We start from the raw sequence: 20449 nt of genomic DNA, 5'->3' as shown, positions 1-20449 counted from the left end.
ATAGAGTATCAAAAAAAGAAAAGTAAATATTTTGCCTTTCTTTAACAGATTATCTGTTTAATCTCTAGTAAATGGTTGATTTTGTGATTAATGTTTGGTCGGTAATCACAGAAATTGATTGATTGAATACCGCTGTTAAAAGCAACATCCACATCCAGCGTTCGATCGCCGATATAGTAAGTGCTTATCTTATCCAGCTGGTATTTCTCTACAAGATAGTTCACACCTTCTGGGTCGGGCTTTCTTGCAAATCCATGAGCAGTAGTCACAATTTCTGTAAAATAATCCAAAATCTCTAAATCCGCCAAAATTTGGTAAGCATTTTTCCCCTTGTGGGTATAGACAAACTGCTGAATATCTGCTTCCTGCGCCCAAGTAAGAATAGCCTTAGCACCATCCATGAGCTGAATGTGAGCATTTTTCTCTTGCAAACTTTGACCTCGAAAACGGTTCATCTCTTCAGCATCTAAACCTTTTTCTGCTGCGACTTTCTCCAGCAATTTCTGAACAGAATGCTGCAAAATATAAGCACGAATGACCTCTCGGTCAAAGTCTAATCCATAATGAGTATAGGTTTCTTCAATCCCCGCCAAAATTGCATCATAAGAATCCAGCAAGGTTCCGTCCAAATCCCAAATAAAAGCTTTTCTCATGTTATTTTCCTCATTTTCCGTTGATAGATAATTTGTAAAAAGACCCAGCGAAAGCCATTGTCCAAAAGGGTGGCTGTCCAAACTCCGGGCAAGCCTAATCCCAGAGTTACCCCCAGAAAGTAACCCGCCACAATGCGAATCAGCCACATACCAACCGTCGTGGCATAAAAAGGTAACTTCGCATTTCCCAATCCTTGCCAAACAGCCGTGTAGATGACTGTTCCTGCTGTCATAGGCACACCCAAAAGTGAAAAAAGAATGACCGACAAGCTAGCTGTTACAGCGCCGCTATCCTTTGTATAAAGATGTGTTAGTGGCTGTCCAAGTGCAAAAATAAGCAGAGCCACCGCTAGCATGAGTCCAAGAGATAGCCAGTAGGTCTGCTTCGTCAGCTTTCTAACTGTTTGAAAATCTGCCTGCCCCACCGCATGAGCCACTAACATAACTGTTGCAGTAGCGACTCCAAAGCCCGGCATGTAGTTAAACTGGGTCAGAACCTCTCCAATTGCATTTCCCGCAACAGCATCTGTCCCGAACTTAACGATAATAGCAATAATCACCACGTCCCCAGCCCGCATCATCAGCCGCTCTCCAGCAGCTGGCAGAGATAAACGCAACAAGTCCCAATCCAGCCTCCAACTCCAAGGCGCTAAAGGCAGAGACAATTCTTTCCATAAAATCAAAACGCCTACCAGACGGGCTAAAATGGTGCCCAGCGCCACTCCAACAATTCCCATGTGGAAAATAAAAATCGCAAGACTGGAAAAAATGACATTGAGCAGATTGCTTAAAAAACTGATATACATGGGCATGCGAGGGTTGCTAGTTGCCCGAATCAAGGAGCCTAGCGTAGTCATCAGACCCAAAAGGAGAATCGTTCCCCCGATTAAAGCCAGATAAAGACCACCTGCATTGGCGACGACAGGCTCCGTTCCCAGCCAAGCTAATATCTGGCGTCCAAAAACAAGCGAGAAAAGTCCTAGAAAGACGCTCAAAATCAGAGTTGATTTAATGGCTTCGCTAGTGTGATAAGCCAGATTGTCTCGATCTCCTTCTCCCAAACTCTTGGAAATGAGACTGGATACTGCTGCTCCCAGCGCAATAAAAATAGCTTGGTAAATCGTAATAACATTACCAGCAACCGAAACTCCTGAAATAGCCACGAGACCGAGACTCGCTACCAAATACGAGTCCACCATTCCCATTAGCATCTGCAAAAAGTTTTCGACCATGGCTGGTAGGGCAATATTTAAAATCTTTTTATAAGTGGTCATACATCATGAAACTCCTGCTTTTGATTATACACTTTTCTGGCAATATTTTGTTTACACCCTGTTGCAATCTGAAAACACTCAGTTGGCTACCAGCTGAGTGTTTGTTACAAAAATTTATTAGATTATTAAAGTCCTAAATAGCTTTCTACTGCTGCCTGCATCTGGTCAGCAGCGACAGTCGTTTTATGGCGAACTTGTGCGGTTTCTAGGTTAGCAACTGCAGAAGGCACTGCAACTCCTGAAATCTCGTGGAGTTTTGTTAAGGCTTCAAAGTCACTAAGACAACTTTGTCCCATTACAGCTTCGACTGCCACAACTGGGAATTTGTAAGGACTGGCGGTTGAAGCAATAACAGTCGTAGTCTCATCACCTGTAGCTGTCCGGTATTTTTGATAAATAGCTGAAGCGACCGCTGTGTGCGGATCTTCAATGTAATCAGACGCCTCATAAACTCGTTTGATTTCAGCTGCTGTCTCAACTTCGGTGGCATATTCTGCCGCAAAGAGTTCTAAAATAGCTGGGTCAAAATCAGTCAACTCATACTGACCATGCTGATTGAGAGACTTCATCAAATCCGCTGTCTTTTCTGCACTATTTCCTAACAGGTGGAAAAGCAAACGCTCTAAGTTTGAAGAAACTAAAATATCCATAGACGGACTAGAAGTTACCTTAAAGCTGCGCTTTTTGTCATAAACATGTGTCTTAAAGAAATCTGTTAGGACATTATTTTCATTAGAAGCACAGATCAACTTGCCCACCGGAAGACCGATTTGTTTAGCATAGTAGGCTGCCAAGATGTTGCCGAAGTTTCCAGTTGGAACAGCAAAATTAACTGCTTCGCCTGCTTGAATCTGACCAGTCTTAACCAACTGTGCATAAGCATAGACATAGTAAACAATCTGTGGCACCAAGCGCCCGATATTCATGGAGTTAGCAGAAGAAAATTGCAACTGATGTGTAGCTAAACGCTCACGAAGAGCCGCGTCATTAAACATACGTTTAACATTGGTCTGGGCGTCATCAAAATTGCCCTCAATAGCTACCACGTGAGTATTGTTCCCGATCTGAGTAGTCATCTGCAACTCCTGAACTTTGCTGACACCATCTTTAGGATAAAAGACGATAATTTCTGTTCCCGGAACATCCGCAAAGCCTGCCATAGCTGCTTTTCCAGTATCACCAGAAGTCGCTGCCAAAATGACGATTTTATTTTTCAAGCCATGTTTTTTCGCTGATGTCGTCATCAGATGCGGGAGGATAGACAAGGCCATATCCTTGAAAGCAATCGTAGCACCATGGAATAGTTCCAAATTGTATTGCCCATTCAGTTTTACCAGGGGAGCAATCTCTGGCGTGTCAAACTTGCTGTCATAGGCATTGTTAATGCAGTTATCCAGCTCTTGATCTGTAAAGTCATCTAAAAAAGCGGATAAAATCAATTTTGCAACTTCCTGATAAGAAGCGTCTTTGAGTTTTGCAAAGTCCAATTCTACCTGCGGATAAGAAATCGGCGTAAAGAGACCACCGTCCGTTGCTAACCCCTGCAAAATAGCCTGACTGGCTGTCACCGTATTGTTTGCATCACGCGTTGATTGATAAACTAAAGTCATGAATTTCCGTCCCTTTCGTGTAGTCTATTCTATTATAACATGATTTATCAGAAAATTCCCGCATTTTATGGGAAATGTGAGAGAGTGGAGTTGGAGATTTTTATTGTTTATATAGCTACCTCAAAAAAACAAACGGACGTGAGTTCATAGAATCCACCATCCGTTTTGTTTTTATTTCACCTTCATTACTCTCACTAGACTAGCGCGCTCGGCTTCTTCTAGCTTCATCTCGATATAATGAATGGTCTCTGTGAGATCTGGAATGGTTGCATACTCTAAGCCATTGACCCGACGGCGGGTCTTTTCAATCTCATCTGCCATCAGCTGGCAACTCTTTTCAATTTCTGCTAAGCGTAGGAGGTCGGGCAATAGGTTGCCCATATCCTCAATCGTCTCATCCATCTGGCTGTTAGAAGCCACATAGCTATAAACCACATCTCCCTCATCATCACCATAAGGATTATCAATATGAGCATGCATTTTTGGCACCTGCACACTCATGATATTCTCCTGTTCGATATGGAGGTTGACTTCTCGCATAGGGACAGCAAAAATCTCTTCTACCATGAGGTCACTTTCCAAGGTTTTCGCCAATACAAAATCCTGCATGTGACTAACCAGAGCTGTTTCAACTTTTTGGCGAAGGCGGTTGTTTTCGCGAACAGCTTCAATGAAACGACGCATCAGTTCATCTCGCTTATCCTTGAGAAGTTTATGACCGCGAGTAGCTGTTTTCAGGCGCTCTTTCAGGTTGTTCAGCTCCATTCGGGTTGGTTTGACATTTAAACGAGCCATTCAGATAACCTCCTTAGGCTTGCTGTTTACTTTCTGGTAAATATTGATCAATCATGTCGTCCTTGATCCGCTTAAGCTCCGTCCGTGGCAAAATAGACAACAATTCCCAGCCTAAATCCAAACTTTCTTCAATCGTCCGATTGGTATAAAAACCTTGATTGATATATTCTTTTTCAAATCGATCGGTAAATTGAACATAGAGCTTGTCGGTGTCAGATAAGGCTGATTCTCCTAATATAACCGCTAATTCTTTGGCTTGTTTGCCTTGTGCATAAGCCGCAAAGAGCTGATTCATGGTTGCTGCATGGTCTCCCCGAGTCTTTCCTTCGCCAGAACCCTTGTCTTTGAGGCGCGAAAGAGACGGCAGTACGTTAATCGGTGGACGATACCCACTGTTGTAAAGGTCACGCGACAGGATAATCTGGCCTTCGGTGATGTAACCCGTCAAATCAGGAATGGGATGAGTGATGTCATCCTCAGGCATGGTGAGAATAGGAATCTGCGTCACAGAGCCTTTCTTCCCCACCAAGCGCCCCGCCCGTTCATAAAGGGTGGAAAGATTGGTATAGAGATAGCCCGGATAACCTCGACGTCCCGGCACTTCTCGACGAGCTGCGGATACTTCGCGCAAGGCCTCGCAGTAGTTGGTCATATCTGTCATGATGACGAGAACATGCATGTCTTTTTCATAAGCCAAATATTCAGCAGCAGTCAGGGCAATCCGCGGTGTCGCAATCCGCTCAATAGCAGGATCATTGGCTAGATTGATAAAGAGGATAGAGCGGTCAATAGCTCCCGTTTCTCGCAAGTCATTCATGAAAAACTCGGCTTCTTCAAAGGTAATCCCCATGGCCGCAAAGACTACTGCAAAATTTTCTTCTGAATTGAGCACCGTAGCTTGACGAGCAATCTGGGCAGCCAATTCCTTATGGGGTAGACCCGCCCCAGAGAAAACTGGCAATTTTTGTCCTCGAACTAAGGTATTGAGGTGATCAATGGCTGAAATTCCAGTCTGGATAAACTCATCGGGATAATCTCGCGCGACTGGATTGATGGCTTGACCGTCAATATCCAAGTATTTTTCCGGCAAAATATCTGGTCCACCGTCAATAGGCTTGCCCATACCGTTGAAAATTCGTCCTACCATATCTTCTGACACTGGCAATTCAAGCGGTCTGCCGGTAAAACGAACCTTGGCTTTTTCTAGATTGATACCGCTGGAGCCTTCAAACAGCTGCACCATCGCCTTGTCTTCCTGCACTTCCAAGACCTGTCCCTGACGCTTGGTTCCGTCATGGAGCTGGATTTCCACCAGCTCATTAAAATGCACACCTTCGACTTGCTCCACAATCATCAAGGGACCGACAACTTCACTGACGGTACGGTATTCTTTAATCACGTTCATTGATTGCTCCTCCTTAGGCAAGAATATCATGCAGTTTTTCTCGAATAGCGGTATCCAAACTGCGAATTGCTTCCAACTGATCCTCTGGGATAAATTTAGAGCGGGCAATCCGATCGCGTAGCTCCACAGTACCATTCATGACTTCAGTAAAGTAAGCACCTAAATTCAAGGCACGATTGGCTTCCTCATCAAATATTAGGATATTAGTGAGCAGAGCCACTTGCTTTTTAAAGGAAGTGTAGGCATCAACCTCATCAAAAGCATTCTGCTGCAGGTAATCCTCACGAATCATCTTTGCTGTATTCATGGTGAGACGATCCCTTTCAGACAGAGAATCCAGACCAACCAGCCGCACAATTTCCTGTAGCTCACTCTCTTTTTGGAGAATGTTCATCGCCTTGGTCACTTTTTCCGACCAAGCCAACTGCTCATGCTGATCGATATATTGACCCACCTCGTCTAGATAAAGCGAGTAAGAGCTAAGCCAGTTAATCGCAGGGAAATGGCGACGTTGTGCCAACTGAGCGTCCAAGCCCCAGAAAACTTTGACAATCCGCAGAGTGTTTTGCGTGACTGGCTCAGAAATATCTCCACCCGGAGGGGAAACAGCGCCGATTGCGGTAATGCTTCCCTCACGCTCGTCACTCCCTAAGGTTTTAACCCGACCAGCTCGTTCGTAATATTCAGCAATACGGCTGCCCAGATAGGCTGGATAGCCTTCGTCGCCCGGCATTTCTTCCAAACGCCCGGACATTTCCCGCAGAGCTTCTGCCCAACGTGAGGTCGAATCTGCCATAATGGCCACAGAGTAGCCCATGTCTCGGAAGTACTCAGCAATTGTAATTCCTGTATAAATAGAAGCCTCACGCGCCGCAACTGGCATATTGGACGTGTTAGCAATCAGAACAGTTCGCTGCATGATAGACTGACCAGTTGCTGGATCAATCAACTCTGGAAATTCATTCAGTACATCGGTCATTTCATTGCCCCGCTCACCGCAACCCACATAAATCACGATATCCACATTGGCAAATTTAGCGACCTGGTGCTGAACAACGGTCTTGCCTGCTCCAAAAGGACCTGGAACAGCAGCCGCACCGCCCTTGGTCACGGGGAAAAAGGTATCAATCACTCGTTGGCCCGTCACCAAAGGCTCCTCTGGAATCAGCTTTTGAGCAAATGGGCGACCTCGGCGAACCGGCCATTTCTGCATAAGACTGCCAACAAAGATAGAGCCATCTGCCTGCTCAATCTCATAGACAGGCTGATCGACAGTATAACTCCCTGCTTCTATCTTGGTCACACGACCACTGACACCAATTGGCACTAGAATGCGGTGGACTACCAGCTCGGTTTCTTGAACCGTACCCAGAATATCTCCGGCTGTTACCTCTGCTCCAATCTCCAGACAAGGCACAAAGTTCCACTTGGTCTCACGATTCAGATGAGGCAGCTGCACTCCGCGCACCAGAAAATCACTCTGCGTCACCGCTTGAAAGCGTGCCAAAGGCCGCTGAATTCCGTCAAACATTTGCGAAATCAGCCCCGGTCCCAATTCTACCGACAACGGACTCCCCGTTGTTTCCACTGGCTCTCCTGGTCCAAGCCCAGAGGTTTCTTCATACACCTGAATGGAGGCCTCATCTCGACGCATCTCAATGATTTCCCCAATCAAGCCCAAATTGCCCACACGACAAATATCCTGAATATTCGCTTCCTGCATCCCAGAGGCGACCACCAAAGGACCCGAAACTTTTATAATCTTTCCTTGACTCACAATCTTCCTCCATTCTTTGGGAGATTTTTGCTTATTTTCTATCCTTGCCGTGAGCTTGAAACCCTTCTTAGCTATCTCTACAGCAAAAATTGATACTTCTTATTTTAAAAATCAGACAAGGCTTTTATTTGTTGCCCATTTTCATCGAAATTATCTGGGCTTAGCCATTTTTCTAAACGAATTTTGACCGCTGGCCAGTCCTTGTCAATCATGGCTAGCCAGTCAGTGTCTCGGTTACGCCCTTTATAAACAACTGCCTGACGAAAAGTGCCTTCGTAGATAAAACCAAGCCTTTCTGCTGCGTATCTTGAAGGTTGATTGAGTGCATCGCATTTCCACTCGTAGCGGCGATACTCCAGCTCCTCAAAAACGTAGCGTGCCAACAGATATTGGGCTTCTGTCGCCAGTCTGGTTCGTTTCAATTGGGGCGAATAGGTCACAGACCCTACCTCAATGACACGGCTACCACGATTGATTCTCATTAGAGCAAAAGTGCCCAATGCCTTGCCACTCTCCTTGTCTACAATGGCATAGTAAAAACGATCCTGAGCTGTCAACATCTGATCTAGCAAGGCCGACCATTCTTCCTGACTTTGAACAGGATTTTGAAAGAGATAAGTCCACATGTCAGCAGGAGAATCCGGACCATAGACTTCATACAAATCCGCCCCATGTTTGTCCTTGGACAGGCATTCAACGATAACATACCGTCCTTCTAGTCGCTCCATCTTGGGCAAATCTCCCGGTTTGAAATTCGGCAGGGCATCTCCAATGGGCTGGCCTAATTCATTTATTTTCATAAAAACCTCACAATATATCCTGTCCAACTGCTTTTTCTACGTTCTTACGAATACGTCTCTGTCCTAATCCTGTTACTCCTTTATGAGTCGGGATTAAGATAATCGCTGGCAACACTTGCTTATCATAGTAAGCCAGCGTTTCAGGGATTTCAGCAGCCATGTCTTCTGTCAAATAAATAATAGCAAAATCTTCTCGGCTCAGTCGTCGTAAAGTATTCACCACATCGGTCGCTTCGGTGACTGGAAAAGTCTGAAAACCAATCAGGCGAAAAGGCAGAATGGCATCGCGGTTCCCCACCACACCAATTTTATAAGTTTTACTGGCCATAAATCGGTCTCATCCTTTCTTTGATGATCTCTACTGGAAGCTGGTTCGTCAAACCAGTCAAAATAAGTCGAAGATTCTTCACTTCCAACTCTTTTCCAAATAAATAACGAACCAGCAGAAGCGGACCACTTGTTTCAAATCGCCCTTGCTCTAAGAGCTTAAACTGAACCAAGTCTGCTAGATACTCCAGTTCAAGATTTGTCAGTTTACCCGAACGCAGTTTTTCTTCATAAATGCTTAGTTCTGCGTCAAATTCTAGTGGATTAACTTTGGAAAACCAGCTAGCGAGATGACCTTTTTCTGCCAATTCAATCCACTCCGCATTCGTCAAAGTGCCTTCATCAGATAAGAGTTGCGTCATAAAACTGTGCGGTTTTTGGTGCCGAATCGCTCGCTGCACCGTTACTGCATTATAAAAATCAATCGTCAACTCCACCAGTTGCTTGAGCCGCTCGTCTTCAAATGTAGACTCCAAGCTTTTTAAGTGCTTGAAATAAGCCAGATCCATTCCAATTTCCAGAACGCGTACATCTTGATAATCTTGATATTCCGCCCAAGTCGCCGCCATTTCATCCGCCATCAATTTAGGACAATGTTCAGCAGAAAAGGTGGCAACCAAATGCTCCAAAATATCTAAAGGATAAGGTCCAACAGAAATCAACAGATGCTTTAAATTCAAACCTGTCGCCTTGTGCTTAAGCAATACCTTAAGATTGTGATAAGTATATTTGAGCGTAAAAAACTCCACCAAAGCAGATTCTGGACTAACTTCAAAAGCCCAAGCATACTCTGCAAACAAATGTTTCATGAGAAACCTCTCAATCGCATTTAAGTCTGTTAGTTGCTCATAATCCAGATTATAAACCGTTCCTTCCAAAGCCGTTGACCGACTTTCAGAAGTCGAAGCTCGCAATAACTGCTCGTATTGCGCTAGGCTTAAAAAGCTATTCTCATGAATGCTAATTTCTGTATTCACTTGAGCGAAGGTCTTTTCATTCATAGAACGCCTCCTTAGTCTGCTTCATCTTGGAAAATCGTCTGAGCAAGCTGATAACTCTCCTCCTGCCACAAAGAATCTACTAAATTGCGATAGAGGTAATTATCGTCAATATTGCCTCGCGAAAGGAGAAAACCTGCTTCTCCATTCACAGGAGAGGAAGCCAATCTTACGTGCGGATAGCGCTCTAACAATCGTTCCAATTGTCCAGCCGAATATTTAACCAATGTCCGTGAGCCAATTGTCAAAACAAGCTCTTCTTGCGGATACTTTTTTAAGACCTGCTCCAAGAAAGCCTGCTCCTGCTCGATCGACCAAACCGTCATTTGCTCATAAGCCCCCGCAAATAATTCTTTCAAAATCCCTTCCTTAGTCGCCAAAGTAGACTGACGTTTTTCATTTTCAAGCTGCTGCACTTCACGCTGTACCTGACGATTGATCGCCTTTATTTCTTGCTCACGCTGTTGCAGTTTTTCTTGTTTCAACCGTGCTTCTTGCTCTTTGGCTTCACGCTCAATAGATTCTTTCGCATCGGCTAATAGCTGCCGCCCATTTTCATGCGCTTGCTCCAAAACCGAATCCCTCAAATGAGATTCAAATTCCATATCTGCCTCCTTCTATGAAATCTTGTTTCAAGACATTGAACCTGTCTCATTTTACATTCAAAACCATCAAAAGAGATACAACAAAGGCAAGGATAGCATAAGTTTCTACCATGGCAGCAAGGATAACCCCTTTCATGACATCTTCAGGTCGCTTTGCCAAAATCTGCATGCCAGCGGTTGCTACATTTCCTTGGTATTTAGCAGAATAATAACCAACGATTCCGATTGGAAGTGCGGCAAAAAAGAGGGCTAGACCTGTTTGAAGAGCCATCTCAGGTTGAATTTTAAAGAAAATCAAAATCCCGATAACAAAACCATACAAACCTTGCGTACCTGGCAAAAGTTGCAAAATCAAAGCACTGACGAATTTCTCAGGTTGCTCTTTTAACAGGGCTGCTGCAGCCTGACCGGTTGTTCCGACATTACGTGCAGAGCCAATACCGCTGAGGAAAATCGTAAAAACCACACCGAGTGCTGCGAAAAAAGCACCACCATAAGTTGAAAAATAAGATGAAAAAGCTTGCATGAATAAACTCCATTTCTAATAGTAAACATTATTTATTTGGTAATTTTGTCAATGACATAAAACTTCTAGCTGAGCTGCTAAAATAATTTCGCTGTGTTATTTTTTGTAGCGGACATATTTTTCTGCCGGCTTCAAAGGTTTAAACGCTTTTCCGCCACCGTCATAGAATTTCCCAAAAAACTCAACAAAAATCAAACGCGCTCCGTGCACATAGCCCGACAAAAAGGAGAGAAACATGTTGATACCGTGGAGGGCGAGAAACAACACAATCCCAATACTAAAGCGAGCAAAAGGCGGAAAGAGACTAACAATTAAGTTAAAGGCTGAGCCAATGCTCGCACCAGCAAGCCCCAAAGCCATAAGTCGCGTAAAGCTCACCAAGTCTCCCACATAGCTACTGATATTGTATAGATTAAACAGTGCAGGACCCAAGCCTTTCAAACTTTTAGCGCTGATAATAGAAACCAGTACAATGCCCACAGCATTTACAGTAGCCAGCCATTCTCCGATAAAGCCGACCATAGCAAGATCTGGGAACAGTCGCCCCGCTGCTAGCAAAGCCAACCCGATGAGAATCAACATCCAAGCAAAACCCGAATTATAGGCTGCCGCATAATCCTTCATGCGGATATTCTTTTTACCACTGAGGAAAAGTCCTGTCATGACTGTCACAAAGCCAATCACGACCGAAATAATCAAAATAGTGATCACATCTGTGCTGGTATCAATGAGCGCAAAAGGCAATTTGAAGCCAAAGAAAGAACCATAAATCACTCCCCAGAGTGCAACGCCGATTCCTAAAATTCTAAAAAAACGTAAATTCTTTGCTAGACTTGGCTTGACATGTAAAGCCTTCAAAGCCCAAGTCGTTCCGCCAAAAAGCAACAAACCATAGCCAATATCAGCCGCCATCATGCCAAAAAAGATAAAGTAGAAGACCGAAACAACGGGCGTTGGATCTTTATCTTCGTATTTCGGCAGCGAGTACATTTCTGTCACCAGCTCAAATGGCTCAATCAGAGCATTATTTTTAAGTTTTATCGGGACTCGCTGTCTATCAGCTGCCGCCATTTCATGAATTTGAAGCAAGACAGCCCCACCAAATTGTTGCGCAAGACCCATTTTCAAATCTTCTATCTGCTCTTGCTCAATCCAGCCCTCTAAAGCAACCAAATTCTGTGTACTAGCAAGAGCTTCCTTGCTTTCTTGACGAGAAGTTAAATTCAATACATAATCCAACTGACACTTGAGTTGTTTTAATTCTTCATTTGAAGACGCCAATTGTATTTTTGTTGAAGTTATGAGTGCTTCTTGCTCTTTTATCGTCGCTTGTAATGCTACCAAACGCTCCTTTGGCAATTCCTCAAAAGCATATTCAAACAGCTTGAAACCAAGTTCTGTCAAAACTGCTTGGGTTTCTTTAGCAACTTCTGCTTTACATAACACAAGGATTCCTTTTTCTGTACTGCTAGTAAAAATCTCTCGAACTTCCAGATTAGGATAATCCTGCAATCGAATATTGAACTGATTGTTTCCACTGGTTGGAATGGTTCCCACAAACGCACGAAAATGTTTAAATTGCTTAAATGCTACTGGAGTAACGTCTAAGCTTGCCCATTTTTCCAACTCCGCTACTTCCGACTGAGCCGTTTCTTTGACTTCTTGTGCTCTTGCCAACACTTGAAATTGTTGCTGAATCGCCACAAGAAACGCTTCTTCGTCACGCGCTTGCCCCACCTGTTCTAAACTGACAAAGCTTGTTTCCAACGGAGCTTCCTTCAATGTTTCCAGCATTTTTTTCTTAGGAACAAATGCTTGCAGGTTTTCAATCATACGTGCGAGTTTTTCCTGCCGCCGAGTCAAAGCTTGAAGGTGTTCCGAAAAAGATGTATCAGGATTCCACACTAACTCTTTCTCAAAAGCACCTTTCCAGGTCTCTTTTGTTTGTAAATCCTGAATTTCAACCGATTGGAGATTTTGCAGATAGGAAAGGATTTCATCCAACAATTCTCTTGGCAACAGCAGCGACAACTCCTGCATTTGACTAATTGCCATATTTTTCTACCACCCTGTCTACAATCATTTGCAGTAACGCCTCTTTTTTATTTGACAAAGCTGCTTGGACTTTTTCTTCGTTCTCTTGTTTCGTTTTTTCCAAGTCTTGTGTCAAGCTAGCAATCTCTTTTTCAGATTGTTCCTTTAACTCAATAAGCAACTGTTGTTTTTCTTCATCATAGGCTCGCCCTAGCTGCTTCAAATCCCTAGCAGCTTGGTCTTGCAACTCCCGAATCTGATGTTGATAACCAGCTAGCACTTCATCTGCTGCTCGCTCAATTTCTTGCATTTGCTCAAGAGTAGCGTTCGTCATATCTTGCACCTCCTTTGTATTATACAATGGCTGTAACGTTTACTTGTGTAAATTATAACACATTTTCAAACCATTCGTCACAGAGTTTTATTCCTTTTCTGCGCTTAATTGAAATCATTTCACCGTGTGCTATTTATCAAGCTACCCAGCGTCTTATTTTGTAAAACTATGTTATAATACAAATAGGTTTTTCAAAACATTTGTTCTATATCACTACAAGTAAAGAGAGTACATCTATGAAAAATACGCGACATATTATGGCGAGAATCGAAAGCCATTTTGACAGCATGACCGACTTAGAAAAGCGGATTGCAAACTACTTTTTAAATCCTTCTAGTATCTACGACGACCTTTCTTCGCAAAAAGTTGCGCAAACTCTTTACATCTCCCAGGCGGCACTTACTCGCTTTGCAAAAAAATGTGGATTTAAAGGTTACAGAGAGTTTAATTTTCAATATATTCATCAATTGCAAAATAATGTAGAAGAAACCAACCACTTACAACACGATGTGTCCCGTAGAGTTTTGCGAAATTATACTCAAATTCGACAACAGACAGAGGAATTGATTGATGAAGAAAAACTGTTGCGTGTGGTGCAGTTTATCGAAGAAGCGGATCGAGTGTATTTTTTTGGTATTGGTAGTTCAGGGTTGGTAGCTCGTGATATGAAACTGCGCTTCATGCGGCTTGGGGTCATCTGCGAAGCTTTGACAGATCAAGACGGCTTTGCTTGGACGACCAGTATTTTAGACAAAAATTGCTTGGTGATTGGTTTCTCTTTATCAGGACAAACCCAATCTATCATCAATAGTCTGATGGATGCCAAAGCAATGGGAGCTAAAACTGTATTGGTAACAGGCCAATCAGACAAAGTTGACCAACAATTTACGGAAATCATTCCTGTTGCCATTCAAAGCAAACCAGAGTATATTTTGCGCATCTCAGCTCAATTTTCTATGTTGCTGGTGATTGACTTACTCTATGCCTTTTTCCTTGAAATTGATCGGGAGAAAAAAGAAAAAATCTTCAACAGCTATTGGGAAAATAAAAAATTAAATGGTTACTACCAACGACATAAATAACAAAAGAGCAAGTTGAGTTCAGATTTTCCTGAGAACCTCGCTTGCTCTTTTTATCTATTGTTGTTTATTTTTAAAATGATAATAGGCACCAAACATTCCTGCTGTATTTTGATAGTAAGCGAAAGCGAGCTTGGTTTTTTTAGCGATACTTGGTACCAAGCAGGCTTTCATAGCAGCCTCAATTCGAGGACGAAGAACGGCCTCTTGCTCCATAATGCCGCCACCTAAAATCACCACTTCTGGATTAACCACATAACAGATATTAGCAATCCCTTGTCCCAGATAGTTGACCATGCGGTCAATACCTTGGATACAGCGTACATTTCCTTCTGTTGCTTCCTTGAAAATGCGCCTTCCATTCCACATAGTAGGTTCTTCGTCGTGAAGTTCTGCTACATAATTGACCAAGGCCGTCGTTGAAGCCACATCTTGGAATGCACCATCTGATAGATACACATAACCGACTTCACAGGCTGAATTACTAAAACCGTGAAAAACCTGACCATCCACCAGCAAACAGCCACCGATACCCGTCCCAATCGTCAAACAAATCGCAATACTCGCTCCCTTGCCGCTGCCTGACATGACTTCCGACAGACCAGCACAATTGACATCATTTTCAATTTCACAAGGAATGGAAAATGCTTCTTCCAACACTTTCTTGAACTGAGTACCTGCATAGTTCGGAATCTGAGGGCCAGCATAAAAGATTTCTCCTTTATCTGGATCGACCATTCCAGCTGAGGAAATACAAATCCCAGCAACCGAAGTCTGCTCTAAATAACTTGCTACAATCCCCTTCACCTTGCGCAAAATTTCTGGACCGCCCTTATGGGCCTCTGTTGGTATTTCATGCGCTTCCAGCAAGGTGTCGGTATTATCAATCAGACCATATTTGATATTTGTTCCACCAATATCAATGGCAATGTATTTTCCCATAATCCACCTCTTTTTCTATGATAGGAATGTTTTCTTAGCTGCACGAATCAAACGCGCCGCTTCTTCTACAATCGGACGATCCGCGCCTGTCACTGGTGTTAATGGAGAACGGACAGAACCAATGTTTAGATTTTCATTGATTTTCAAGACTTCCTTGATGACAGAATACATATTTCCATAAGCAGCAGTTAATTTTCCGATAATAGTGTTGATGGTAAATTGTAATTCTTTTGCTCTCTCCAATTCTTTGTCGGCAATCAATTGGTTGAGCTTTAAGAAAAGTTCTGGCATAGCCCCATATGTTCCGCCGATACCTGCTCTTGCTCCCATCAGGCGGCCGCCTAAAAATTGCTCATCTGGCCCATTAAAGACGAGGTGGTCTTCCCCACCAAGTGCTGCAAAGGTTTGAATGTCTTGGACAGGCATGGAAGAATTCTTCACGCCAATCACACGTTCATTTTTGAGCATTTCTGTATATAAACTTGGCGTTAGAGCTACACCTGCCAACTGCGGAATATTGTAGATCACAAAGTCTGTATGTGGGGCAGCTGCGCTAATATCGTTCCAATATTGAGCAATCGAGTATTCTGGCAAACGAAAATAAATCGGTGGTATGGTCGCAATAGCGTCCACTCCCAAGCTTTCTGCATGGCGCGCTAACTCCATACTATCCTTGGTGTTGTTGCAAGCGACGTGAGCAATAATAGTTAATTTCCCTTTTGCCACTGCCATTACTTCTTCCAAAATTAATTTTCTATCAGCAACACTTTGGTAGATACATTCACCAGATGAACCATTGACATACAATCCTTGAACTCCTTTGACGAGAAAATATTCTACCAAAGCTCGCACGCGCTCTGGACTAATCTCGCCTTGATCATCATAGCAAGCATAGAAGGCCGGAATGACCCCTTCATATTTTTTTAAATCTCTCATATTTTATTCTCCAAGTTAATTGGTTTTATCGTTTATACTTATTAAAAATAGTTTCCATAATAGGCAATTGCAAAAACCCTAAGGCTGCAAAGCCAACTAATACAAAAAGAGTAAAGCCCAGTAGCAATACAAATCCTGAACTAGAGAGTAAAAAGACAATTACAGCTAATAAGGCTATCATCAAAAAGAACCACAGAAAATGCAAACTCACCATGATCAGTCCTGTTTGTAAGAGATCTTTTACCGTCATTTCAAACTTAGCTGCCAAAGGATAGACACATAAAAATAGCAAACTAGCAAAAATGATGACGCCGATACAGGTTGCTTTTAACATGTGAAACGGCATGGTTTCCTGCCTCCAAAAAAGCAGGAGGTCAAATAGACTGATTCCTACAATCAGCAGCTCTAGCAAACTAAGTTTTAAACCGACCTTCCAATTTTTCCTAAATGCTTGTACATACGTTGCTGTGACTTTTACACGACGTGCACCCTTGATTGCAAACAAGGTCTGATATAGACTAACTTTTGCAATGCCAATCGTGACAATCGGCAGACAAGACAAAAGAAAGATGAGGTTCACAGTCACCAAATCTAATATTTTCTCACATATTTTCATAAAGAAATTATCTGTATCAAATATACTTCGTATTAACTGAGAACCTCTCTTTTCCATGGTTCTACCTCCTAATCAATTAGTTTAATCATTGAGCAAAACTTTTACGACACATTTTTTGACCTTATCACCTTTAGCAGCAAATCTATTGGGCTGATGTGGTTCGTTGGGCAAAAATGCAGCAAAATTCTGCTTGTCCAAATAAAGTGGATAGAGCTGCTCACAAATCACAAACCCAATATCCTTCTTTTTATCATACGATTCTCTTACTTCTTTTACTCTTGTGCCATATTGAATGACTTCATGCCCTTCCAAGAGAAAATGCAAATCCAGATAAGCTTGATGAAATTCACATTCATCTGTCACTTCGGAACTCAATTCATTTTCCTGCACAAACAGAAAGGATTTTTCTCCGTCAATCTCATACCGTCCCAACTCACAATCGTTTAAATCGTGAGTCAGGAGATAATCAATGGCACAATCCAAATTCTCATAGATACCTTTGTAGTGGGCGAGATTTTCCAATTCATCGAAAATCATTTGGTCAGCCTCCTTATCCTTTCACAGCTCCCATAGTAATACCTTGCGTGAAGGATTTTTGGAAGACAAGAAAGACGGTTACAATCGGAACAGCTGCCATAGCAGCACCAGCCATAATCAAACCGTAGTTGGTCGCCATTTCCGCCTGCATCGTTGCTACCCCTAGTGAAATCGTTAGATTCTGCCGCGATGTCAGCATGACCAATTGCATAAAGTAATCATTCCATGTATTGATAAAGGTAAAAATGGCAAGGGCAGCAAAACCTGGTTTTACAATTGGAAAAGCTACATTCCAAAAAGTCCGAATTTCACCACAGCCATCAATCTTAGCAGATTCCAACAATTCCGTTGGGATATTTTCACTAAATTGCTTCATGAGGAAAACCCCAAAAGGCCAACCGACAAGAGGCAAAATAACTGCAGCTAGTGTATCATGAATTCCCATAAAATTGACAATACGAACCAGAGGAACCAGCACAACTTGCTTAGGCAGAGCCATGGCAGCGATAAAAGTTGCAAAAAGGATTCGTTGACCATAAAAGCGTTTCTTCGCTAAAACATAACCTGCTAAGGAAGATGTGATACAAACCAAAAACATCGTTGCTAGTGAAATAAAGACACTATTCCACATCCATTGCAGGGCTGGGTTTTGCACCATCAGCTGTTGGAAATTTTCTAATGTTGGCATCTTAGGCCACCATTGAGGTGGAATGACAATCGTATCTGGCTGCGATTTGAAAGCCCCTGTTAAAATCCAATAGAAAGGAAAAACAAAGAGAACGGTCAACACCAAGAGAATAATCGTTGAAATTACCGTAAAGGCACTCATTTTTTTCTGTTTCATCTTGTCTCTCCTTTCTTTAATATTCGACGTCATTTCCAAGAATCTTGAATTGTGCAAAGCTAATCAAAGCAATCATGACAGCTAAAAATACCCCCATGGTATTGGCATAACCATATTCAGATAACTTGAAGGCTTTTTCATACAGGTAATACATCAATGTACTGGTTGAATAGTTTGGCCCTCCAGATGTCAATAGCTGAATCAAGGCAAAACATTGGAAAGAATTGATTGTTGTAATGATCGCAATATACAGAGTTGTTGGCAAAAGACTTGACCATTTAATCTTCCAGAAAACTTGCAGTTCTGTCGCTCCATCAACACGCGCAGCTTCTACCAATGAATTGTCAATATTTCCCATAGCAGCAATATAGAGAATAATAGGCTGCCCGACAGAAGTTGTCAGCAAAATCACAATAATCGCCATCAACGCCCAATGCTTATCACCCAGCCAAGAAATATTCTGGTTGATAACATGACCTGATTTCAGTACGAAATTCAAAATCCCTGACAGTGGGTCGTAAATCCATTTCCATACAACCGTTACAGCTACACTCCCTGTCACCACTGGCAGGAAGAAGACGAACCGATAAAATGACCGTGCAATCGCATTCTGACTATAGGTTTGAGAAGCCACAAACAAAGAGAACAACACAACAATTGGTACCGAACCAATAACAATAATCACCGTATTAATGAGAGATTTAATAAAGACTGGATCTTTAAACATTCGTGAGTAATTGTCCAATCCAACGAATGAAAAGGATGTCATAGAATAATTAAAGAAACTCGTTACAAATCCCATCACCATCGGTGCCAATACAAAGACAATAAAGAATAATAGAACTGGTGCCAAAAAAGCATAGGAAATCACCGTTTCTCTCATTCTTATTTTATTCACTTTCACATTCAACACCTCATTTAGCTAGAGGAGATACTGACCTCCTCTTTTTGATAAAAAATTCCCTTTTCCTATTTTATGAAACCAACAACAGAAAAAGGGAAATCGTTACATTATTTATTTTTTACTTTTTTTAATGGTTTCATTTGCTTTTTCTGTAAAGGTCTTCAAAGCAGATTCAACTTTTTCATCGCCATTTGAAACAGATTGCAACATTGGGAACCAGAGTGTTCTCATTTCTGCAAATCCATCAATCGTGTTGTAATATGGTGAATAATATTTTGTCCAAGTGTTGATTGTTTCCATCCGTTTGTCATTATATAATTTTCCAAATGAGGAACGGACTGGGAAGGCACCTGTACGAACAACATTTTTTGGCCCCCACTTTTTATCATCCGCAATAAATTTAACAAACTTTTTAGCAGCTTCTACTTTCTTTTTATCTTTATTGTTAAAGATGCCAAAGCCATTTACAAGGTATTCCAAAGCTGGTTTGCCATTGTCTGACGGGAATGGTACTTCAACAACTTCAACGCCACTTGCCTTCAACAATTTTGCTTGGATACCATTTTGCGCAGGTGCCCAAAGAACAGTATAAGAAGTTTGCCCATTCGCAAAGTTTTGAATATCTGCTCCACCATCGAATTGAGAGCCGTTTGTCATCAAACCATCTTTAATCCAGCTCACTACTTTGTTCAAACCTTTGACAAAGTTTGGACTGTCCGTTGTATATTTTGTCACCTTATCATCTGTTACAGAACCACCATAAAGATTTGAAATGAAAGCACGTGTACCTTGGTCACCACCTTGACCATTACTGAAGAGTGAGCCAGGAGTATACCCTTTAGCTTTCAATGCTTTTAATACTTTTTCAAAGTCAGCAGTTGTCCAGCCCTCTTTAACAAGGTCTAACACACCAGCTTCTTTCAGCATTTTCTTGTTCAATGCCATATAAAATGGCGCAGAGCTAATTGGATACATATAGGCTTTGTCACCAGTTTTGCTGGCCTGAATGATTTGATTGTTGTTAACATCTTTGACGAAGTCATCAGTAAAGAGATCATTCAATTCTGCCAATTTACCATTTTTACCATATTGAATAATCCGTCCTGGTGCGTCAAACAGCACATCTGGCGCTGTTCCTGCTTCAATAGCTGTTGTGATTTTTTCTGGACCAGATTTGAAGTCAATAGTTTCTAATTTCACTTTAATATCTGGATTAGCTTTTTCAAATGCTTTGATAATTTCTTTTTCATACGTACCAACACCATCGCTGGCCTTTTTTTGCGTGAAGACTGGGAAAGCCCACCAAGTAATCTCTGTCTTGCCAGAGGAATTTCCTGAATCAGCTGATTTGTTTGAACCACCTGAATTTCCACATGCTGCCAAAGATAAAATTGCAGCTCCTGCAACTAACGAACAAAGTATTTTCTTCATCCTCATATTGTTTCTCCTTTTA

The 20449-nt window shown here is 42.3% G+C and carries 21 protein-coding genes; 1 reads left to right on the top strand and 20 read right to left on the bottom strand.

The features are described from left to right. Positions 1 to 41: 41 nt before the first annotated feature. From HMPREF2574_RS07365 to HMPREF2574_RS07305, 13 genes are all read right to left on the bottom strand, one after another. Positions 42 to 653 carry an HAD-IA family hydrolase gene (locus tag HMPREF2574_RS07365; RefSeq protein WP_070812381.1) on the bottom strand — a complete coding sequence of 204 codons (612 nt, stop codon included), beginning with the start codon at positions 651 to 653 and terminating at the stop codon, positions 42 to 44. After that, positions 650 to 1927 carry an MATE family efflux transporter gene (locus HMPREF2574_RS07360; protein WP_070584517.1) on the bottom strand — a complete coding sequence of 426 codons (1278 nt, stop codon included), beginning with the start codon at positions 1925 to 1927 and terminating at the stop codon, positions 650 to 652. The genes HMPREF2574_RS07365 and HMPREF2574_RS07360 overlap by 4 nt, the downstream gene beginning before the upstream one ends. A 125-nt stretch (positions 1928 to 2052) precedes the next feature. Further along, positions 2053 to 3537, bottom strand: a complete 1485-nt coding sequence (thrC, locus tag HMPREF2574_RS07355) for a threonine synthase (RefSeq protein ID WP_070241480.1) — start codon at positions 3535 to 3537, stop codon at positions 2053 to 2055. Positions 3538 to 3708: 171 nt separating this feature from the next. After that, the gene (locus HMPREF2574_RS07350) at positions 3709 to 4332 is read right to left on the bottom strand and encodes a V-type ATP synthase subunit D (RefSeq protein ID WP_024052858.1); all 624 of its coding nucleotides are present in this window, start codon (positions 4330 to 4332) and stop codon (positions 3709 to 3711) included. A gap of 13 nt (positions 4333 to 4345) precedes the next feature. Next, positions 4346 to 5737 (bottom strand): V-type ATP synthase subunit B, encoded by a 1392-nt coding sequence (locus HMPREF2574_RS07345; protein WP_022526413.1) that lies wholly within the window; start codon positions 5735 to 5737, stop codon positions 4346 to 4348. A 13-nt stretch (positions 5738 to 5750) separates the two neighbouring features. Beyond that, positions 5751 to 7514, bottom strand: coding sequence for a V-type ATP synthase subunit A (locus tag HMPREF2574_RS07340; RefSeq protein ID WP_024052859.1), 1764 nt, complete (start codon positions 7512 to 7514; stop codon positions 5751 to 5753). A 104-nt stretch (positions 7515 to 7618) separates the two neighbouring features. Beyond that, on the bottom strand, positions 7619 to 8314 hold the full coding sequence (locus HMPREF2574_RS07335) for a GNAT family N-acetyltransferase (RefSeq protein WP_070584522.1): 696 nt from the start codon (positions 8312 to 8314) through the stop codon (positions 7619 to 7621). Positions 8315 to 8321: 7 nt separating this feature from the next. Then, positions 8322 to 8642, bottom strand: coding sequence for a V-type ATP synthase subunit F (locus HMPREF2574_RS07330; protein WP_003028571.1), 321 nt, complete (start codon positions 8640 to 8642; stop codon positions 8322 to 8324). Then, a complete protein-coding gene (locus HMPREF2574_RS07325) occupies positions 8632 to 9642 on the bottom strand; it encodes a V-type ATPase subunit (protein ID WP_024052861.1) in 1011 nt (336 codons plus the stop codon). Before HMPREF2574_RS07325 ends, HMPREF2574_RS07330 begins: the two co-directional genes overlap by 11 nt. 11 nt (positions 9643 to 9653) lie before the next feature. Continuing rightward, complete coding sequence (locus HMPREF2574_RS07320) at positions 9654 to 10244, bottom strand: V-type sodium ATP synthase subunit E family protein (protein ID WP_024052862.1); 591 nt, start codon at positions 10242 to 10244, stop codon at positions 9654 to 9656. A 46-nt stretch (positions 10245 to 10290) separates the two neighbouring features. Continuing rightward, positions 10291 to 10770 (bottom strand): V-type ATP synthase subunit K, encoded by a 480-nt coding sequence (locus HMPREF2574_RS07315; protein ID WP_024052863.1) that lies wholly within the window; start codon positions 10768 to 10770, stop codon positions 10291 to 10293. Positions 10771 to 10866: 96 nt separating this feature from the next. After that, a complete protein-coding gene (locus HMPREF2574_RS07310; RefSeq protein ID WP_070812380.1) occupies positions 10867 to 12825 on the bottom strand; it encodes a V-type ATP synthase subunit I in 1959 nt (652 codons plus the stop codon). Next, positions 12815 to 13138: a hypothetical protein gene (locus tag HMPREF2574_RS07305; protein WP_003027241.1), complete on the bottom strand. Its 324-nt coding sequence runs from the start codon at positions 13136 to 13138 to the stop codon at positions 12815 to 12817. Before HMPREF2574_RS07305 ends, HMPREF2574_RS07310 begins: the two co-directional genes overlap by 11 nt. 236 nt (positions 13139 to 13374) lie before the next feature. On the opposite strand from HMPREF2574_RS07305, the gene HMPREF2574_RS07300 reads away from it, so the two are divergent. Next, entirely contained in the window at positions 13375 to 14220 is an 846-nt protein-coding gene (locus HMPREF2574_RS07300) for a MurR/RpiR family transcriptional regulator (protein ID WP_070241475.1), read from the top strand. A 54-nt stretch (positions 14221 to 14274) separates the two neighbouring features. Here the strand turns inward: HMPREF2574_RS07300 and HMPREF2574_RS07295 are convergent, their stop codons facing one another. The 7 genes from HMPREF2574_RS07295 to HMPREF2574_RS07265 form a co-directional block, all read right to left on the bottom strand. Further along, positions 14275 to 15159, bottom strand: a complete 885-nt coding sequence (locus HMPREF2574_RS07295; protein WP_024052866.1) for an ROK family protein — start codon at positions 15157 to 15159, stop codon at positions 14275 to 14277. 15 nt (positions 15160 to 15174) lie between these two features. Continuing rightward, complete coding sequence (locus HMPREF2574_RS07290) at positions 15175 to 16095, bottom strand: dihydrodipicolinate synthase family protein (protein WP_024052867.1); 921 nt, start codon at positions 16093 to 16095, stop codon at positions 15175 to 15177. Positions 16096 to 16120: 25 nt separating this feature from the next. Beyond that, positions 16121 to 16768 carry a YesL family protein gene (locus HMPREF2574_RS07285; RefSeq protein WP_070812379.1) on the bottom strand — a complete coding sequence of 216 codons (648 nt, stop codon included), beginning with the start codon at positions 16766 to 16768 and terminating at the stop codon, positions 16121 to 16123. Positions 16769 to 16792: 24 nt separating this feature from the next. Next, positions 16793 to 17248: a NanQ anomerase/TabA/YiaL family protein gene (locus HMPREF2574_RS07280; protein WP_022526425.1), complete on the bottom strand. Its 456-nt coding sequence runs from the start codon at positions 17246 to 17248 to the stop codon at positions 16793 to 16795. Between the two features lie 13 nt (positions 17249 to 17261). Beyond that, a complete protein-coding gene (locus tag HMPREF2574_RS07275) occupies positions 17262 to 18092 on the bottom strand; it encodes a carbohydrate ABC transporter permease (protein WP_003027230.1) in 831 nt (276 codons plus the stop codon). 16 nt (positions 18093 to 18108) lie between these two features. Next, positions 18109 to 18996 carry a carbohydrate ABC transporter permease gene (locus HMPREF2574_RS07270; RefSeq protein ID WP_024052868.1) on the bottom strand — a complete coding sequence of 296 codons (888 nt, stop codon included), beginning with the start codon at positions 18994 to 18996 and terminating at the stop codon, positions 18109 to 18111. A 111-nt stretch (positions 18997 to 19107) separates the two neighbouring features. Continuing rightward, positions 19108 to 20433, bottom strand: coding sequence for an ABC transporter substrate-binding protein (locus HMPREF2574_RS07265; RefSeq protein ID WP_070812378.1), 1326 nt, complete (start codon positions 20431 to 20433; stop codon positions 19108 to 19110). Positions 20434 to 20449: the final 16 nt, after the last annotated feature.

The organism is Streptococcus sp. HMSC034E12 (assembly GCF_001835915.1).
In the GTDB taxonomy this organism is placed as follows: Bacteria; Bacillota; Bacilli; order Lactobacillales; family Streptococcaceae; genus Streptococcus; species Streptococcus vaginalis.
This window is presented reverse-complemented; position numbering and strand designations above follow the sequence as displayed.

Excerpts from the sequence above, each read along its gene's own strand:
- HMPREF2574_RS07365 (WP_070812381.1), bottom strand. The coding sequence starts at position 653 with ATGAGAAAAGCTTTTATTTGGGATTTGGACGGAACCTTGCTGGATTCT.
- HMPREF2574_RS07360 (WP_070584517.1), bottom strand. The coding sequence starts at position 1,927 with ATGACCACTTATAAAAAGATTTTAAATATTGCCCTACCAGCCATGGTC.
- thrC (WP_070241480.1), bottom strand. The coding sequence starts at position 3,537 with ATGACTTTAGTTTATCAATCAACGCGTGATGCAAACAATACGGTGACA.
- HMPREF2574_RS07350 (WP_024052858.1), bottom strand. The coding sequence starts at position 4,332 with ATGGCTCGTTTAAATGTCAAACCAACCCGAATGGAGCTGAACAACCTG.
- HMPREF2574_RS07345 (WP_022526413.1), bottom strand. The coding sequence starts at position 5,737 with ATGAACGTGATTAAAGAATACCGTACCGTCAGTGAAGTTGTCGGTCCC.
- HMPREF2574_RS07335 (WP_070584522.1), bottom strand. The coding sequence starts at position 8,314 with ATGAAAATAAATGAATTAGGCCAGCCCATTGGAGATGCCCTGCCGAAT.
- HMPREF2574_RS07330 (WP_003028571.1), bottom strand. The coding sequence starts at position 8,642 with ATGGCCAGTAAAACTTATAAAATTGGTGTGGTGGGGAACCGCGATGCC.
- HMPREF2574_RS07325 (WP_024052861.1), bottom strand. The coding sequence starts at position 9,642 with ATGAATGAAAAGACCTTCGCTCAAGTGAATACAGAAATTAGCATTCAT.
- HMPREF2574_RS07320 (WP_024052862.1), bottom strand. The coding sequence starts at position 10,244 with ATGGAATTTGAATCTCATTTGAGGGATTCGGTTTTGGAGCAAGCGCAT.
- HMPREF2574_RS07315 (WP_024052863.1), bottom strand. The coding sequence starts at position 10,770 with ATGCAAGCTTTTTCATCTTATTTTTCAACTTATGGTGGTGCTTTTTTC.
- HMPREF2574_RS07310 (WP_070812380.1), bottom strand. The coding sequence starts at position 12,825 with ATGGCAATTAGTCAAATGCAGGAGTTGTCGCTGCTGTTGCCAAGAGAA.
- HMPREF2574_RS07305 (WP_003027241.1), bottom strand. The coding sequence starts at position 13,138 with ATGACGAACGCTACTCTTGAGCAAATGCAAGAAATTGAGCGAGCAGCA.
- HMPREF2574_RS07300 (WP_070241475.1), top strand. The coding sequence starts at position 13,375 with ATGAAAAATACGCGACATATTATGGCGAGAATCGAAAGCCATTTTGAC.
- HMPREF2574_RS07295 (WP_024052866.1), bottom strand. The coding sequence starts at position 15,159 with ATGGGAAAATACATTGCCATTGATATTGGTGGAACAAATATCAAATAT.
- HMPREF2574_RS07290 (WP_024052867.1), bottom strand. The coding sequence starts at position 16,095 with ATGAGAGATTTAAAAAAATATGAAGGGGTCATTCCGGCCTTCTATGCT.
- HMPREF2574_RS07285 (WP_070812379.1), bottom strand. The coding sequence starts at position 16,768 with ATGGAAAAGAGAGGTTCTCAGTTAATACGAAGTATATTTGATACAGAT.
- HMPREF2574_RS07280 (WP_022526425.1), bottom strand. The coding sequence starts at position 17,248 with ATGATTTTCGATGAATTGGAAAATCTCGCCCACTACAAAGGTATCTAT.
- HMPREF2574_RS07275 (WP_003027230.1), bottom strand. The coding sequence starts at position 18,092 with ATGAAACAGAAAAAAATGAGTGCCTTTACGGTAATTTCAACGATTATT.
- HMPREF2574_RS07265 (WP_070812378.1), bottom strand. The coding sequence starts at position 20,433 with ATGAGGATGAAGAAAATACTTTGTTCGTTAGTTGCAGGAGCTGCAATT.